Source organism: Paenibacillus sp. J5 (assembly GCF_054955055.1).
In genome coordinates this window covers 243984-261210 of record NZ_JBUEDD010000007.1, presented here as the reverse complement: position 1 = coordinate 261210, position 17227 = coordinate 243984, and the positions used below count along the sequence as shown (strand labels likewise).

The 17227-nt window shown below is 54.1% G+C and carries 14 protein-coding genes and 1 CRISPR repeat array; of the genes, 1 reads left to right on the top strand and 13 read right to left on the bottom strand.

The annotated features are described in order from the left end of the window. Positions 1 to 91 precede the first annotated feature (91 nt). Positions 92 to 1270 carry an MFS transporter gene (locus ACY1JZ_RS15085; protein WP_462629884.1) on the bottom strand — a complete coding sequence of 393 codons (1179 nt, stop codon included), beginning with the start codon at positions 1268 to 1270 and terminating at the stop codon, positions 92 to 94. Between the two features lie 42 nt (positions 1271 to 1312). After that, complete coding sequence (locus ACY1JZ_RS15080; protein WP_462629883.1) at positions 1313 to 2125, bottom strand: MerR family transcriptional regulator; 813 nt, start codon at positions 2123 to 2125, stop codon at positions 1313 to 1315. A 234-nt stretch (positions 2126 to 2359) separates the two neighbouring features. On the opposite strand from ACY1JZ_RS15080, the gene ACY1JZ_RS15075 reads away from it, so the two are divergent. Beyond that, entirely contained in the window at positions 2360 to 2833 is a 474-nt protein-coding gene (locus tag ACY1JZ_RS15075; protein ID WP_462629882.1) for a hypothetical protein, read from the top strand. A 329-nt stretch (positions 2834 to 3162) separates the two neighbouring features. On the opposite strand, the gene ACY1JZ_RS15070 is transcribed toward ACY1JZ_RS15075, so the two are convergent. The 11 genes from ACY1JZ_RS15070 to ACY1JZ_RS15020 form a co-directional block, all read right to left on the bottom strand. Next, positions 3163 to 4365 carry a GTP-binding protein gene (locus ACY1JZ_RS15070; RefSeq protein WP_462629881.1) on the bottom strand — a complete coding sequence of 401 codons (1203 nt, stop codon included), beginning with the start codon at positions 4363 to 4365 and terminating at the stop codon, positions 3163 to 3165. Between the two features lie 199 nt (positions 4366 to 4564). Next, positions 4565 to 6226: a nucleoside recognition domain-containing protein gene (locus ACY1JZ_RS15065; protein WP_462629880.1), complete on the bottom strand. Its 1662-nt coding sequence runs from the start codon at positions 6224 to 6226 to the stop codon at positions 4565 to 4567. Further along, on the bottom strand, positions 6220 to 7344 hold the full coding sequence (locus tag ACY1JZ_RS15060; RefSeq protein ID WP_462629879.1) for an NAD(P)/FAD-dependent oxidoreductase: 1125 nt from the start codon (positions 7342 to 7344) through the stop codon (positions 6220 to 6222). Before ACY1JZ_RS15060 ends, ACY1JZ_RS15065 begins: the two co-directional genes overlap by 7 nt. Positions 7345 to 7506: 162 nt before the next feature. Further along, positions 7507 to 8325 carry an AAA family ATPase gene (locus ACY1JZ_RS15055; protein ID WP_462629878.1) on the bottom strand — a complete coding sequence of 273 codons (819 nt, stop codon included), beginning with the start codon at positions 8323 to 8325 and terminating at the stop codon, positions 7507 to 7509. Positions 8326 to 8409: 84 nt separating this feature from the next. Next, on the bottom strand, positions 8410 to 8742 hold the full coding sequence (locus tag ACY1JZ_RS15050) for a DUF3024 domain-containing protein (RefSeq protein ID WP_462629877.1): 333 nt from the start codon (positions 8740 to 8742) through the stop codon (positions 8410 to 8412). A 131-nt stretch (positions 8743 to 8873) separates the two neighbouring features. Continuing rightward, complete coding sequence (rpsN, locus tag ACY1JZ_RS15045) at positions 8874 to 9143, bottom strand: 30S ribosomal protein S14 (protein WP_270172384.1); 270 nt, start codon at positions 9141 to 9143, stop codon at positions 8874 to 8876. Between the two features lie 253 nt (positions 9144 to 9396). Beyond that, positions 9397 to 10164 (bottom strand): DeoR/GlpR family DNA-binding transcription regulator, encoded by a 768-nt coding sequence (locus ACY1JZ_RS15040; RefSeq protein ID WP_270169465.1) that lies wholly within the window; start codon positions 10162 to 10164, stop codon positions 9397 to 9399. 237 nt (positions 10165 to 10401) lie between these two features. Continuing rightward, positions 10402 to 11874: a rhamnulokinase gene (rhaB, locus tag ACY1JZ_RS15035; protein ID WP_462629876.1), complete on the bottom strand. Its 1473-nt coding sequence runs from the start codon at positions 11872 to 11874 to the stop codon at positions 10402 to 10404. Then, positions 11871 to 13091 (bottom strand): L-rhamnose isomerase, encoded by a 1221-nt coding sequence (gene rhaI / locus ACY1JZ_RS15030; protein ID WP_462629875.1) that lies wholly within the window; start codon positions 13089 to 13091, stop codon positions 11871 to 11873. Before rhaI ends, rhaB begins: the two co-directional genes overlap by 4 nt. A gap of 58 nt (positions 13092 to 13149) precedes the next feature. After that, the gene (locus ACY1JZ_RS15025; protein WP_270172382.1) at positions 13150 to 13524 is read right to left on the bottom strand and encodes a sensory rhodopsin transducer; all 375 of its coding nucleotides are present in this window, start codon (positions 13522 to 13524) and stop codon (positions 13150 to 13152) included. A 15-nt stretch (positions 13525 to 13539) separates the two neighbouring features. Continuing rightward, entirely contained in the window at positions 13540 to 15609 is a 2070-nt protein-coding gene (locus ACY1JZ_RS15020; RefSeq protein ID WP_462629874.1) for a bifunctional aldolase/short-chain dehydrogenase, read from the bottom strand. Positions 15610 to 16262: 653 nt separating this feature from the next. Then, positions 16263 to 16698: a CRISPR direct-repeat array (repeat unit 33 nt; unit sequence TATTTCAATCCACGCACTCGCATAGAGTGCGAC). Positions 16699 to 17227 lie beyond the last annotated feature (529 nt).

The following is a 17227-nucleotide window of genomic DNA, read 5'->3' as shown; positions in this document are numbered from 1 at the left end:
TCCTCGACGGGCGAAGCTGCGTTTCACAGACATATCGAAGAGGAGGCAGGCAGCTTGCCCCCTCCTCTTCTTCATTCAACTAAGACTGTGTTCACATTGACGATACCGTTGTCTTACGGCCAGAGGCTCGATCCAGGACGACTAGCATGAAGGTCATGAGTAGAGCCAGTACAACGATGCCCGCACTGAACCAGCTCAGATCCAATACCGATGTACCGCTGATGACCAAGCCTCCTAGCCCCGAGCCGAGGGCAAATCCAAATTGAATAAAGGATGTATTCACACTCAAGGCAATATCCGGCGATTTGGGCACCAGTGTAACTAAATAGAGCTGTTGGGCTGGAGATGTGCTCCATGTAGCGATCATCCATACCATCATCACCACAATCAGAGCCACCAGATTAGCTCCGATGAAGGCGAGTGAGCTTAACATAATAGCTTGTAACGTTAGTCCAATCAGAATCGTGAATTTAGGCCCCTTCTTGTCCCCTACTTTCCCTCCAATGCTGGAGCCCATGAAGCTGCAGATTCCCGCAAGCAATAAAATACCGCTAATTTGTGCCATGGTGAGCTCCGCTGAAGCTTGCAGATAGGGCGTCAAATACGTAAATAACATGGAGTAGGCACCAACATAAAATAACGTTATAACAACAGCAATGACAATCCTCTTATCCTTCAATAAGGATAATTGCATCCCGATCGTAACCGGTTCTTGTTCCTTAATCGCGGGTACACTTCGATACACTACGAATAGTGGAATGAAGGTGATGACACTGATGAGAACGAATAATGCTCTCCAGCCTATCAGGTCACTAAGGAATGTGCCAAGAGGTACACCAAGCACCAAGGAGCTGCTTAGACCCATTAAGATGAGCCCGATCGCGCTCCCTCTCCTTTCCGTCTCGACCAGACGAGTCGCGACCCCCATGGCGACAACGGTAGCGATTCCGCCACTTAACCCTTGCAGCATTCGGGAGAGGAGCACCATTTCAAATGATGGACTTAAAAAAGTAATGAAATTGCTGACGATAAATAGGCCAAGCATCCATAACAATAGCTTTTTGCGGTCTACATTAATGGTAAGGGCAATAACAATGGGAGCCCCGATAGCGGCTGAAAGGGCGAAGGAAGTCACCAGCAACCCCGCGGCCGCTGTCGATACATGCAAGTCGGCAGCCACCATTTCGATGATGCCTGTGATAATATATTCGATCGTTCCGATCAAAAAGACGGCCAGTGCCAGCAAATAGATGACGGGTTTATTCTTCAAGCCAACATTTCTCCTTTATACCGCACATTATATAATCGTACTTCATCGTTCAATCGGGATTTGAATCTCGATTAAGCGATCCCCTTGTTCCCCGGACAGTGGTAGATAAATCTCTCTACCCGGCTGATCCTCCTTCACGCGATAGCCATTCTCCTCGATCCAGGTCGCCAAATCAATACAAGTCGTCTGGGCAAAGGGGGAATTCGAATGAAATAGCAGCGTGGCCATCGTCTCCGCTGGTAGAGCACGGATCGATAACTCATCTGGAAGAGAGGTAATCTCCCCTTTTACCGCGTAACCGACCTCAAATTCAAAATCATTTGCCTGGTCGGGCGATTCCCTCCATAGCACGACTTGAGGCTCTGTGACCCATTCCTCGTCATACGTATCCCACAATTGATGGAAGGTTTGAAATAGGGAAGGAATGTCCTCTACGGCCCCACAGGAACGAAACGATAGAAGTCGCTTGCTCTCTACAGTTTTGATGATGACCTCCTGCTCCTTTTCAACACTCCCTTCTCGTTTGATGAGATGCATACGCTCCTTGATCCGAACTAATTTTTCTTGCTCCCTCTCGATTAATTGTTGAATTTCGCTCTCCTTGAGCTTAAACATACCCTGGAGCTGATCTAGGGAAATATCCTCATGAAGAAGCTGAGCCATCTGCTTCAAGGTAAAGCCTAATTCTTTGTACAGAAAGATTCGATTCACCTGAAATAGTTGCTCTGCTGAATAGTAGCGATACCCTGTAGCCTGATCTGTTTTTTCGGGCTTTAACAGCTCGATTCGATCATAGTATCGTAATGTTTTGACAGGAACCTTGCTTAGCATCGAGAACTCGCCTATTTTAAACATCTCCAAGCCTCCACTTCATTGTGCTGATGTGTACCCAGTATAAACCCTTCAGTAAGGGGGAAAGTCAATGAGTTATTGAAAAGTTTTGATAAGTGGGCTGTCCGGGGTGTAACCTTGCTTCATTTTTCGCGTCTATAGAGGTAAGGATGACCACTAATTCCAGCATAATACAAGCACCAGAAAATAACCTATGTCGAGCATCGGTTCCTATCTTCACTTAGGAGGGAAGTTACCATGAACATGAATCGCAGGATGGCAGCCGTCTGCGGGATTGCCGTGACCCTTGTCCTTGCCGCGCTGTATATATACCACGAAAAGTCAGCCTCCAGCTCCATTCCAGCATCCTGTATAACGGACGGAGAACGGCCATCTCAAGAGGACTTGTCGGCCCCGACTGGTGAAGGCCAGCTTATTACATTAGCTGGGGAGGATGCACTAGGCTCACGTATTGAAATCTGTGGAGAAGTCATCCTGTTGCCACCGGATGTTATGGTGAACAGCTTTATCGTAGTCGATGAGATGGTCTCCCGAAACCAGGAATACCGTGTTCATCTGCCCTACTACTCGATCCAACGAGGGGACTCCATCCTTAAGATCAGCCAGGCCACCGGGTTCATCCTGGAGCAATCCCTTGCCCCAGGCGATCAGGATGCCTTCGATTTTCTGCAGGACTATGTAAAAGGGGTTGTGCCACAGAGGAATGGCTAGCCCTGCTGTACATCAAGCCGATTCCGAATGGTGACCATTGAGCCTAGTCAGACATTAAGGATGCCCTATATAGACAGCAACAGGGAGCGTCTGAAACGCAGCCTTTCAGCCCATCAACCGAAAAAAGCAAACACCAAAGAACGCCTTATGAGGATCAGCGTTCCTGATGTTTGCTATTGATTTGAGAACGACCAAGCGTATACGCTGTCGCCGTCCTGGACGGGCTAAGCTTCGTTTCGCGTATAGAAGCGCTTATAAGGCCAACAGCACTTATAAATGTTATATATTCAAACAGGGTTCTCCGAACAGCCCTATATAAGCATCCTATATTAGAAGCTCGGCAGCGGATCAGGCAGCTCGCGCCAATTGCCGTTACGCTCCTCCGGGGTGAGCAATGCGCTGTCCAGACTGCTTGTGATGCGTTCCTTATCGAGATCGACGCCAATGAAGACAAGCTTCGTCACCCGATCCCCCCACACCTCATCCCAATCTGGAGACTTCGGATAGTCGCCGCCGAAGTAGGCCTGACGCTCCTCCTCCGACAGTGCGGCCACCCATAGCCCCGCCGGGGACAATTGCCGCGACACGCCTGCCTGGCTGAACGAGATCGCCATGCTGTTGCGCGTCGCCAGCCACATCAGACCCTTCGAGCGAACAACCTCCTTGGGCCATTTGGCCATCCACTTCAACAATCGCTCTGGATGGAACGGGATTTTGCGCGTGTAGACGAATGATCCTATACCGTACTCCTCGGTCTCCGGCGTGTGATGCTCCTTTTGCAGCTCCTGTATCCAGCCCGCCGATTGGCTCGCCGCCTCGAAGTCGAATAATCCGGTATTGAGAATCGCCTTCGGATCAACCTTGCCCTGGCTCGTGCGAATGATCCGCGCCCTCGGCTGCAGTCCGCGCAGCGCCATTTCCAGCTTGTTCAGCTCGTCCTCGCTGACAAGGTCGCATTTGTTCAGAATCAGCACATCACAGAACTCCACCTGGTCGATCAACAGATGCACGACACCTCGTGTATCTCCCTCGCCCGCATCCTGGTTGCGATCCTTGAGCGTCTCGCGGGTATTATAATCCTGCCAGAAATGAAAGGCATCCACCACCGTCACCATGCAGTCCAGACGGGTCAGCTTCGATAGATCAATGCCCAGCTCATCATCTACATAGGTGAAGGTTTGCGCTACAGGCAAGGGCTCCCCGATGCCCGTTGATTCAATCAAGATATAATCGAACCGCTTCTCGCGCGCCAGTCGCTCCACCTCCTGCAGCAGATCGTCGCGCAGCGTGCAGCAGATGCAGCCATTGGACATCTCCACCAGCTTCTCCTCCGTGCGGCTCAGGCCTCCGCCATCCCGCACAAGCCCAGCATCGATATTCACTTCGCTCAGGTCATTGACGATGACTGCCACTCTCAGCCCTTCCCGGTTATGCAGCACATGGTTCAATACTGTTGTCTTGCCTGCGCCCAGATAGCCACTGAGCACCGTCACCGGAATTTTTGCTGCCTCTTCCTGACTAGATACGCTCATCCCTCGTCAACTCCTTATTCGATCTCATCGGTAACTACGTATGCCGCAATACCCGCTCAGAACGTATGGCTCGGCACTTCGTCATACAGCCTTGCACCCTGCGCGGGAACTGTGCGCGGCTAAATGTTCATGTCTTGTGGCACCGCCATGTATCCCTTGCGGGAATACGCCTCCGTGATACATATATATCTATTGCTCATCATCTGCTCATCAACAGTGCGAGCAGCATCGTCGATATTAGAGATGTAGCCGCCTGCTTGCCCGCCAGTTTGCCTGCAAAGGCCCAGCCCAGCTCCTTCCGAACGGTCCACAGCGTAACGAGGCAAGCAGTCAACGTCGAGGCCAGATAGACGAGGACAAGCACCTGACCAGCGCTCAGCGAGGCGAGCAAGTCTCCCTCCCCCTGATTTAACACGAGCAGTCCATCCTTGCGCAAGATAGAGAAGATGACGCCGCCCGCTGCCTCCGCAGGCAAATGAAACCATTGCAGCAGCGGCTCTGCCGCCCGCGACAGCCCTGCCATAATACCTGTCAACTGAAGCACCGTAGCCAGCAGGCAGATGCCGAGAAAGATCGGCATGGCCTGAAGTACAAATTGCCGAATAACGGTACGAACACGCCATCGTACAGCACGCAATCCTGGCAACTGAAGGAAGGTTCGCGAGGCATAGACCGGTTCAGCCAGACGGCTTGCCGAGCTTGCCGATCGATTCCACAGCCGCGTGTGCAGTGCGCCAACTCCCCCGAGCAGTGCCACATACGGCACGGCCAGCCAAGGATGATCGGCGGCGCCGAACACCGATAGCGAAGCTCCGATCTGGTAGCTGCACGCGGAGCCATAAGCAATCAGCGACACGCAGGATTGGCGGGTACACGCACTGCATGCACGGCTCTGGAAGACAGCCACTACATTGCAGCCGAAGCCCGACAGCACCGGAATGAGATCGCGGCCACTCAGTCCGATGCGGCGCATCCAGCCATCCAGCGAGTCAGTGATCCGATCCTTGACGCCGCTCTCCTCCGCGAGCGCAACACTAACGCCCAGCAGCAACACGACTGGGAACGCCCACAGAAACGAATACCAGCCGAGGCTGATGATGCCGTAATCGCCAACAAGCAGCTGCTGCAACAGCGGATCAGTGCCAGCAAGCAGTGATTTGAACGGGTCGATAGCCCGCTCGTCGATGATCGGCTGCAGCCATGAGGACAACTGATAGGCCAGCAGCACCGGAGCCGCGAACAGCAGCAGCGTCAGCAGCAGCGACAAGGGTCGGCCCCACAGCGGGTGCTCGAATAGGGTCGACTGTGGAGCCGCGGCAGGGAAATCCGGTTTTAGCAATGCCTTCGCCTTGGGGCGGATCGGCTTGGCGAGGGGCACCGACAGCAGCAGCTCCGTGCGCAGCGCATCCGTCAGACGGCGGGCATCCGCGATGCGGACGGGGATGCCCAGCCAATCGCGATAGTAGTGCGCCACCTCCGCTGGATCGGCGGACATCTTGTCCGCAAAGGTCAGTACGAGCAATGCCCGCTTCCCTTCCAGCTGCACCGAGTCCAGCAGCAGCGGCAGCTCCGTTGCTGCATGTGTAGCGCGGACGACCAACACGAGGATGTCAGCCGTGGTGACTGCACGGACTGCCTCCTGCGTCGTGCGGCTGTCATCCTGCACCCGAATGCCGGGCACATCCGCCAGCTCTAGCTCATCGGTCAGTCTAGCTGTCCGAGTGCGCACCGTCGAGCCGCGAAAGTTCGCTTCCGAGCCTGTCGCCTCTCCAGTCAGCCCGCGAAACAGCGCCGATTTGCCCGACGACTCGAAGCCAAGCAGCACGGCTGTCTGCGGCTCTGCAAGCGGCCGTGTCAGCATGTGCAATCCTCACCGCAGCAGCTCAGATCGGTCAGCATCATGCCCTGCTCGCGATACGCCTCCAGCGGCTGGGTATCCAGCCCGAGTCGGGTGACGATCGCTTCCGCGACAACGCCGAAGCGCTGCCGGAACTTATAGATGAAGCAGAATAGCAGCGAGCCGTGCGTCACGCTTGGGCCAGAGACGAACAGCCCCGGCGTCTTCGTCGATTCATCCTGCCCTGTCAGCCGCGTCACTCCGTTCTCATCCTGCTCGAACAGATGCTCGACGATCGAGAGACTGCCTCTGAAGCCGGTAGCCAGAATGGGTCGATGGCTCGATCGAATCATGAGGCTCCCGCCTTCCACGTCCTCGCAATAGATGAGGTATCCTCCACCATTAGCCTCTTGCTCGATCCATTTCACCTCACAGCCTGCCATCAGCTTGATCGCGCCGTCCGGCACTGCCTTCAGCCGATCCTTCGTATAAGGCGATAGCTCGACGCTTGGGTCGCTGCTCCCCTTGTGCAGCCAACGGCCATTGCGGTCAATCAATGTCACTCGCTTCCCGAGCCTGCTCAGATGAATCGCCGCATCGGCTCCGCTCTCATAGCCGCCAATGATGACTACCTCATCGCCCTCTACCTCCTGCCACTCAGCAATCAGGCTGTTATGAATCGCATGGTCTGCACCGGGAAAGCTGTTCAAGCGCGGATACTGGAACTCTCCCGCTGCCCAGATGACATAGCGGCTGCGCATCACGCCTTGTGAGGTGCGCAGCTCGAAGCCGCCTTCCTGCAGCGGCTCGACAGCGTCCACCTCCACTCCGGTCTGCACCGGCAGTTGCTTAAACGACGCGACAGCATGCAGATAGTTCGCATATTCCTCGCCTGTTGGATGCTCTGTTCCGAGCGTATACGCAGGAGAAGTGCTGAGCGCGATGGCGTTCAGATCCATCATGCCATAGGCATTGCTCGTAAAGGATGGCGTAATCATCCGCATGTCCCGCGGCCACATGAGGAACGAAGAGCCGATCTCCCCCCGCTCCAATATCGCAAAACGCTCCACACCCGCATGCTGCAACGCGCAGCCCATGCCAATCCCTGCCGCTCCTCCACCGATGATGAGAACATCATACATGTCCACTTCTCTCCTCCACTACAAATTGGCGAACAAAGAGAAGGTGCCTGGATGGATGATCCCGCAGGGCCTGGTCATTGCTGCATTCTCTCCGTTGCTGGCTCGCCCTTATCGTTAAGCTTGTTCGCTTTGATTGTTTTAATTAGTAATTTTTACTATTATTCACGAATGAGCAATGACCCCCATCGGATGATATTCCCGATAGGCTTCCTCCATATGTGTCCAGCACATTGGACGGCTGTCGATGATCGCCTTGCGTTTGGCCTTGAGCACAATCTGCTCCATATCGGCAAAGCTGCTGCCCGTGAGCATATCCGCCGCCTGTTGCTGAAGCCCATCCTCATGGGCGAATTCACCGACAAGGCAGGCGATGAATTGTTGTCTGCTGGTCTCATCCGGCATGCCATAGGTCATCTTCGTATCGAATCGCCGCCAGACCGCCTGATCCAGCTCCGCTTCGAGGTTGGTCGCCGCGATCAGGATGCTGTCGCAATCGAACTCATCCAGACATTGCAGCAGCGAGTTCACCGCACGCGCCATCTCCTTCACCTCATCATTCGTCTCGCGCGTTCTGGCGATCGCGTCGAATTCATCCAGAAACAGCACACACGGCGCTCCCTTGGCATAATCAAAAATCTTGCGCATATTGCTGCCAGTCTCCCCGAGGTGGCTATGGATGATTGCATCCAGCCGAACCGTGATTAACGGCAGCTCCAGCCTGGCGGCCACGTAGAATGCGGTCAGTGTTTTGCCTGTACCTGGGGGGCCATACAGCACCAGCTTGTTCGGAATCGGCACATCATGCTCCTCAAATTGCCCCTTCATCCCCATAATCGTCATGAACTCCTCCACAATCTTCCGATTGTCAGGCGTGAGGACGATTCGTTTCACCTTTTTCGCGCATTCCTTAGGGGTGTACAGCGTCGCCATATCGATTCCCTTGGAGCGGGGAAGACGGCTGTTGGCATTACTTTTGCTCATTCTTGTTCCTGTCCTTCCACCGGCCTGCTCGCCGGACTTCTCTTCCTGCTGCTGCAGGATACGAAAAACCTCCGTCTCCCGCAACTACGACACCCAGAACACTCCTTCCACATCCAGCTCCACCTGCTCCAGTTGCTGTTCAAAATCAGCCTGAGGCGTTATCGAGGCGACGAAATGCCAATGGCTGCCGCTCTGCTTCGCATACACATGCCACTTCTCCTGCTCCAGACGAAACTGGGCGATCGCCGAGCCGACCCACTTACGCTGCTCCGCATCTGGCCGCTCCTCCACCAGCGTTAGCCGATTGCCATCCCACTCATAGGTCAGGCGCACAGAGGAACGAACATCGCGCGGCACCTTCACGGCAATATAGCCATCCATAATATGTTGAAGTCGACGAATTGTAAAAGCGTCCAAAGTAGTTCTCACCTCGTTGAGCTTGTGGTTAACTATAGATAGCCGGATTGCAGACGGCTAGTCCGTCCAATCAGGGAGTGTCTTCAAGCTTCGCAGGGAAGATTCTAAGACACGCCTAAGACACGCCATAATTACCAGCTCGATTTTTTGATGCCTGGAATCTGGCCCTTGTAAGCCAACTCGCGAAATACGATCCGCGATACCTTGAACTTGCTCAGGTAGCCGTGCGGTCTGCCGGTTACTTGGCAACGGTTATGAAGCCGGGTTGGAGAAGCATCGCGGGGCAGCTTGCTCAAGCCCTCATAATCCTTGCTCTCCTTCAATTGCTTCCTGCGCTCCGCATAACGGGCAACGGTTGCCTGGCGCTTCTGTTCTCTGACGACTTTCGATTTCTTAGCGATGACCATTCATCTCCTTAAACGTAATAATTACTATTATTATAACGAACCTTAGGCGAAGATGCAAGCACAATCAAGCGGCCTCCGTCCGATGGAATTCAGGACGTAGGCCGCTTGATTGTCTGTATTATCTGTACTGCTTTATTGACAGGCGCCGTTCACGTTCATCTATGATGACTATTGCAACACTCTCTTGAAATGATCATCGTTCGAGATAATCAATCAATCAGCGCCGTATCCGTTGCCACTTATCACTCTACTCCCGCGGCGCAATCTTCACATCCATGCGCAGCTCCTGCAATGCCCGCTGCTCCTCCAGGCCCAGCTTGTCGTCAGAGATGACCACATCAACATCGCTCAGATGGGCGACATGAGTGAACGCCTTGATGCCAAACTTGCTGTAGTCGGCGAGCAGGAAGACCGTCTCGGCCATGCCGACCATCTTGCTCTTGATGAGCGCCTGCTGCTCATTGGATTCACTGATGCCACGCTCCAGATGAACACCCTTGCAGGAGATAAATGCTTTGTCCACATGGTACATCTCCAGCGAACGCTCGGCAAGCGGCCCTACGTAGGACAGCGAACGCGGCGCCAGAATGCCGCCCGTCGAGATCACCTGAATCTTCTCCTTGCTGCTCAGCTCCAGTGTGACCTTGACCGAATTGGTCAGCACGGTCAATGGAATGTCTGGCAGGATCGAAGCCATATACCAAGCGGTCGTACTCGCATCGAGCAGGATGCGGTCTCGCGGCTCGATATAGCTCACTGCAGCGGCCGCAATCCGCTTCTTCTCCTCGATATGTGTAATCTCCCGCTCGGAGTAGGGGATCTCGGCCTGGTTATCCTTGACACTGACCGCGCCTCCGTGGCTTCTGCGAAGCTTGCCTGCCTGCTCCAGCTTGTCCAGATCACGACGGATCGTCTCCTCCGTCACCTGGCATAGCTCGCTAAGCTCCGACACGCGGATGCTTCCCTTCTCATTGACTACCTGCACGATGAAATCATAACGCTCTGCTACAAGCATAGGTCACCTCTTTATACAGCCTTCCTGCTCCAAAGTCCGATCCTTCATCCGCCATCCGATCTGGCGCTACGCTGCAATCTTAACCTTATACTAGCCATTGCTGCTTTCCCTGAAATACCAGAGCTGCACCGGAGCTTTCCATGCTAAGCGGCAGTGTGCAGGCGCACTTGACGTAAGCGCTCGTACTGCACAGGGCGCAGCACCGGGCTGCCGATTCAAGCAGCACCGTGCTCTGCTCTAGCCTGCAAGCCCCGATAAGGCAAGGAATCTTGCATAAGCTGCCGCCCAGACCTCCGTCTGCTGCGGCTCGTACTGCTCCATAGGGAAGGAATCGCGTACAATACGCCGCGCCTGCGCAATATCGGCAATTTGACCCAGTGCCATATATTGTACCAGAATATTTCCGATTGCGCTGCCCTCTACCGGCCCCGCCCAGACCGGGCGGCCGATCGCACTGGCTGTCGCCTGGCAGAGCAGCTTGTTCTGGATGCCGCCGCCCACCATGTGAAGCCCCTTGTATCGCTTGCCCGTCAACTGCTCCGTCAGCTCCAGAATATAACGGTACTTGAGCGCCAGACTATCGATCACGCACCGGATGATCTCGCCCTCACTCTCCGGCACCGGCTGACCTGTACGGCGGCAATACGCACGAATGGCCTCTGGCATATTCGCGGGATTGTAGAACGCATCGTCATCCGGGTCAATCATGCTGACGAAGGATGGCGACTGCTGCGCCTCCACGACCAGCTCGCCAAACGTATGCGGCTTGCCCTCCTGCTCCCAGATGCGGCGGCATTCCTGAATAATCCACAAGCCCATAATATTCTTAAGCAGACGGAATGTGCCGTTCACGCCGCCTTCATTGGTAAAATTAAGCGCCAGCGCCTGCTCATGAATGACCGGCTCCTTCGTCTCTGTCCCCATCAGCGACCAGGTGCCGCAGCTCAAGTAGGCAAAGTCCTCCTCATCTGCTGGCACCGCTGCCACCGCCGAGCCGGTATCATGCTCGGCAATCGCGATGACCGGACAGCTCTTCAGTCCAAGCTCCTCTGCCAGCGCGGGAAGAAGCCTGCCCACAGGCGTACCCGGCAGCACGACCCGGCCGAACAGCTCGCGCGGCAGCTTCAACCGATCGATCAGCTCCCAATCCCAATCCATCTGGCGCGGATTGTACAACTGAGTCGTCGTGGCATTGGAGAACTCGCTCCACTTCTCCCCCGTCAGGAAATACCGCAGCAGATCGGGAATCATGAGCAGATGCTTCGCCTGCTTGAGCGCCACCGAGCCTGCCTTTTGCAGCGCATACAATTGGTAGATCGTATTGAACTGTATAAATTGAATCCCCGTCCGGTCGAAGATCTCGCTCCGGGGCACGAGCGCCAGCACCTCCTCCATCGCCGTATCGGTATGGTGGTCGCGGTAATGGTATGGGTTGCCCAGCAGCTCTCCATTCTCATCGAGTAGCCCGAAGTCCACTGCCCAGGTATCGATGGCGATGCTCTCGAACGCCCCTTCCTGGCGTGCTGCCTTCGATATACCCTGCTTCATCTCATAGTACAGCCGCAACACATCCCAGTGCAGATGACTTCCCACCTGCACCGGATCATTAGAGAAGCGGTGAACCTCCTCGATCGTCAGCCTCCCGTTCTCCAGCCTGCCGATCAGCGCCCTGCCGCTGCTCGCTCCAAGGTCGAAGGCCAGCACACTCACCAGGAGGCACCGCCCTTGCCACGATGAGCAATCGATGCCTCATAGCCGCTTGCAAGATAAGCCTTCATCGGATCTACCGGCACGCCGATCTCCTCGCGCACCGCATGCAAGAGCGGTGTCACATCGAACTCGAATGCGCGGCGCACCGCATCCTCCGCCGCCAGCACATCCCCGGCAAGCTGCGCCTCGCGCACCTCATCCAGATTGATCAACTGCGCCTTGGCAAATTGCGTCTGCACGTTCATGATCGAACGAATCATAGCCGGAATTTTGCGCTCGATATTATGGGATTGATCGATCATGTAGGCGATGTTGCCTACCGTCTCGCGGATAGCCGCGTCGCTATCGTGGGACGCTTCAATGATCTGGTAGAAGATCAGGAACAGTTCATATGGATTCATCGTACCAACGATCAGATCATCATCCGCATATTTACGCGCATTGAAATGAAATCCGCCCAGATTATGCTCATCGATCAGGAACGCCACAATATGCTCCACGTTGATCCCCTGCGCATGGTGCCCCGTATCGACCAGTACCTGTGCCTGAGGCCCGAGCTTGTTCGCCAGGCTGAGCGCCATCCCCCAATCCGCCAGATCAGTATGGTAGAAGGCCGGCTCAAATGTCTTGTACTCGATCAGCATCCGCATTTGCGGCGTCAGCGCCTTGTACATCTCAGCGAGCGCCTCGCGCATCCACGCTTTCCGCTGGCGAATATGGCCCTGACCTGGATAGTTGGTGCCGTCCGCAAACCATAGGCTCAAGTCGCGCGAGCCGGTTTCCTTGGCAATGTCCACACATTCCAGCAGATGCTCGGTCGCCTTGCGGCGCACGGCGGCATCCGTATGCGTCACGCTGCCCAGCATGTACTCGTCCTCTTGGAACAGGTTCGGGTTGACCGCACCGATCGTCACGCCAAGACTTTCTGCATGGCTGCGCAGCTTGCCATAGTCCTCGGTTTTGTCCCACGGGATGTGGATCGCAACGGCAGGACAAGCACCAGTGTAGCGATGCACCTGGGCCGCATCCTCGAATTTCTCGAACGGACTGCGCGGCACGCCGTTTTTCTGAAATACCTTGAAGCGTGTGCCCGAGTCGCCGTAGCCCCAGGACGGGGTCTCGATCTTCAGCCCCTTAATCGCTGCTTTGACGTCCTCCAGGTTAATGCCGCGCGCTTGTTGCTGCTCTTCAAATAATGTATACGCTTTATCCGTCATCTTGATCAGGTCTCCTTTGGTATAAGAGAATGTCATTTGCGATAATCGTTCAGGTCAGTTAGGAGATGGGAAAGGCCATCGTCGTCATGAGCGCATTTTCCGCCTGTGTCGAGTCAAGGCGACTGTATTGCACATAGACCGGGATGTCGCTCTCCACCTCGGCCGCATAGGGCACGCCCTTGGGGATCGTCTGATCCTCCTTCTTGAGCGAGCTGGTGCGAATATGCTTCGTCCGTCTGGCGGGGACGTAGACAGGAATCCTCTCAAGAGGCTCCCTGTCTTCGAAATATATGGTGATGTGCAGCAGTGCATCCTCCGGGCTGCAATTCAGCACACAGATGGATTCATGGCTTTCCAGCTCGCCGGAGCTGACCTCCGGAATGTAACAATCGGGTATGACCCATAGCTTAACACCTTTGGCTTGCACCTGCATCCCCTCCATCATAGATTATCTTGTAAATGCCGCCGGCACACCGCCGTCAATCGTCAGCATGCAGCCCGTTGTTTTGTCCGCACGCGACGAAGCGAAAAATGCAATGCCCTCTGCGATATCTCTTGGGAAAATGTTCACCAGCAGCGTCGTTCTCTTGCGATAGTATTCCTCCAGTTGATCCGGCTCGATGCCGTATGCCGCCGCGCGCTCGTTGCGCCAGTTGGAATTCCAGATCGCCGAGCCCTGCAGGATCGCATCCGGCAGGATCGTATTGACACGGATGCCGTGCTCTCCGCCCTCAGCCGCGATGCACCGAGCCAGATGCGCCTCCAGCGCTTTGGCTGCACTATAGGCACTGGCGTTCTTGCCGGCATAGACCGAGTTCTTGGAGCCGATGAATACCATATTGCCGCCGATCGCCTGCGCCTTCATCTGCTTGAACGCTTCGCGCGCCACGAGGAAGTAGCCGGTGCCCAGCACATTCATGTTCAGATTCCATTCCTTGAGCGACGTCTCATCGAACGGACTGGAGGTCGCCAGACCCGCATTGTTCACGAGAATGTCCACACCTCCGTAGCATAGCGCCGTCTCGGCAAAAGCCGCCTGCACGTCCTCCTCCTTGGTCACATCCATCTTCACCGCGATCGCTCGTCCCGCGCCGCTCGCCTGGTTGATCTCGTCCGCTACCTTCTGCGCGCCCTCCAGATTCAGGTCAGCCAGCACGACATGGGCACCTTCAGAGACAAGGCGGCGAGCCGTCTCGCTACCGATGCCGCCCGCCCCGCCTGTAATGAGCGCTACCTTGCGGGAGAACTCCGCCTCAGCAGGCGCCAATGTCAGCTTATACAGCTCCAGCGGCCAATATTCCACATTATAGGATTCATTTTCACTCAGAGACACGAATTGCCCCAGACTAGTTGCGCCACGCATAACGGCAATCGCACGATGATACAGCGCGCCGCTGACGAGCGACATCGCATGGCTCTTGCCTGTGTTGATCATGCCAAGACCCGGAATGAGGATCACGCGCGGAGCTGCCTCAAACATCTTGTCGCCTTCATTCTTATTCCGTTCAAAATAATCCGTATACGCTTGCTTGAACTGCTCGATGCCGTCCAGCACAGCCTGCTTGAGCGTCGCAACATCCTTCGTCGCCGGGTCCCAGCTCACATAGAGCGGCACCATCTTCGTATGCACGAGATGATCCGGGCAAGCCGCGCCTACCTGAGACAATTGCGCCGCATCCTTGCTGTTCACGAATTGCAGGACATCCTCCGCATCATCGAAGCTCAGAATCATCCTCTTGCCGTCACTGACTGCACCGCGCGCAATCGGCATAATCTCCGCCACGATCTGTCTTCTCTCCTCGCTGGACAACGCCGCATACCGCGCCCCGCCGAACAACTGCTCCTCCTGCACCCGCGCCTCAATGTAGCTCTCCGCTTCATTAATAATCGCAATCGTCTTCGCATAAGCCTCCTCAGAGGTCTCTCCCCATGTGACCAGGCCATGCTTCTCCATCAGCACGAGCTCAGCGTTCGGATTCGCCTGCACGCCTTCAGCGATCATCTTCGACAGCGTGAACCCTGGGCGCACATACGGCACCCAGACGAAACGCTCGCCAAAAATCTCCCTCGCCACCGCCTTGCCATTATCTGCACAGCAGATGCTAATAATCGCATCCGGGTGCGTATGGTCAACATGCTTGAACGGCAGGAATGCGTGCAGCAGCGTCTCGATGGACGCACGCGGGTGCTTGCTGTCGATCATACAATGTGCCAGATAGGCTACCATCTCCTCATCCGGCATCTCGTCGCGCTCGATCAATGGGCGAATATCGTCCATTCGCAAACCTGTAAAATTAGCCGCCTTCATCGTCGCCAGATCGGAGCCGCTCCCCTTGACCCACATCACTTCCACATCACGTCCGCGGAAGTCCTTCTCGATCGTCTTCATCGACGTATTGCCGCCGCCCCAGTTGCACACCCGGCGATCGGTGCCAATCAGATTGGAGCGATACACCAGCTCGCCCACCCCCGGTTCAATCTGTGCTGCCTTCTCGCGCTCCCATAAGCTCTGTACCATGATGTCATCCTCCATTTGATTGGTTTGATTAGTTTGATTGATTTAATTGGACCTTGAAATTGAATCTGAGATTGAAATAGTGATGGAATTGAAATTGTGATTGAGATTGTGACTAAACTGAAAATGGAAATTGGATTGCAAGCAAAATAAAAGCCAGATAGAAAACGATTTGAAGATAAAATGAAACGAAAGTAAATTTGGACGAAGCCCGAGTTGCCAACAAATATTCGTTTCTTTTTGTTTACCAACGCTTATATTGTGATTTTTGTATCTGTTTACGATTATATCAGTTGTTTTTGTTTTTGAATACCCTTTATTTACGTTTGTTTTGATATAAAGCAAAAATCCCTAATAAACAAATAAGCCTGCCCACACATCATAGAGGGCAAGCTTGATTGCTGGCATCTGGTGCGAGCATACTTATACAGTGATTTCAAGGTGTGTGAAGGAAATAAACCCTGCGATGATCGGTGATCTTGCGGGAGGCAGCTTCATGTGCGCTCATGATGTGTGCAAAAGAGCGGGAGGTGCTTCGAGGCAAGAGGGCTTATTTTCCCCGCGTTAAGGGGGAAGGCAACTCCAAGGTTATCAACCATATCATAGACAAGTCGGATGTGCAACGAGGGTAAAAGCGAAGACAACAAGCTAAACAAGATTTCAATCCACGCACTCGCATGGAGTGCGACGTTATCATCCTTTTGTTTGGACTCTCGACATGGTTAGATTTCAATCCACGCACTCGCATGGAGTGCGACTTTCGGTGCTGCTGGCATGGATGCGGTGCTGCAATTTCAATCCACGCACTCGCATAGAGTGCGACGTTGTGATAGCTATTGCCACGGAGATTGTCGGTCATATTTCAATCCACGCACTCGCATAGAGTGCGACGTAAAACTCCGAGAGGAAGCGGAAGAAAAGTATCATATTTCAATCCACGCACTCGCATAGAGTGCGACTGTTTCTGAAATCGATAACCCGGCCATGTGGATTATTTCAATCCACGCACTCGCATAGAGTGCGACACGGTGGGAGGTCGGATAGGTCACCCAATATGATCATTTCAATCCACGCACTCGCATAGAGTGCGACAGCGAAAATGATAGATAATAATCAAATTTTGCCATTAAATCTATCCAATTTCAATCAGAATTTATCAAAGCTATACAATTTAAAGACTGATTTCATTTTCCACGGAATTATTTCGACTTAAATCGACAAAATATGAGGTGCGAAACCCCTGGTATTTTCATGTGAGCCTCACATTCGCACCAGTACATTCACTGCTTCTCGCACCCTTAAAATCATATTCCTGTAAACTACTTCACCTCGTACAACAACTATACCGCATAGACAGCAGCACTCACAAATTACCGCCAGCCTGCATAATCATCCCTGCTGCCGTACATGTCTCTAACTCACCATATTTCCCTTCGGGCCGTATATAAAGCAGAGGGCTGCATACTCCCTTATTCCGATCCGCTAAAATGTCCATTCCCAGTAGACACTATGTCTTTTAAATGGTGGACATTGCCCCTCTCCCGTCCGCGGCCACCCTCCATCCCAATATATAGACAAGAACATGACTACTTCCACAATATATACTAACGAACCTTTTATC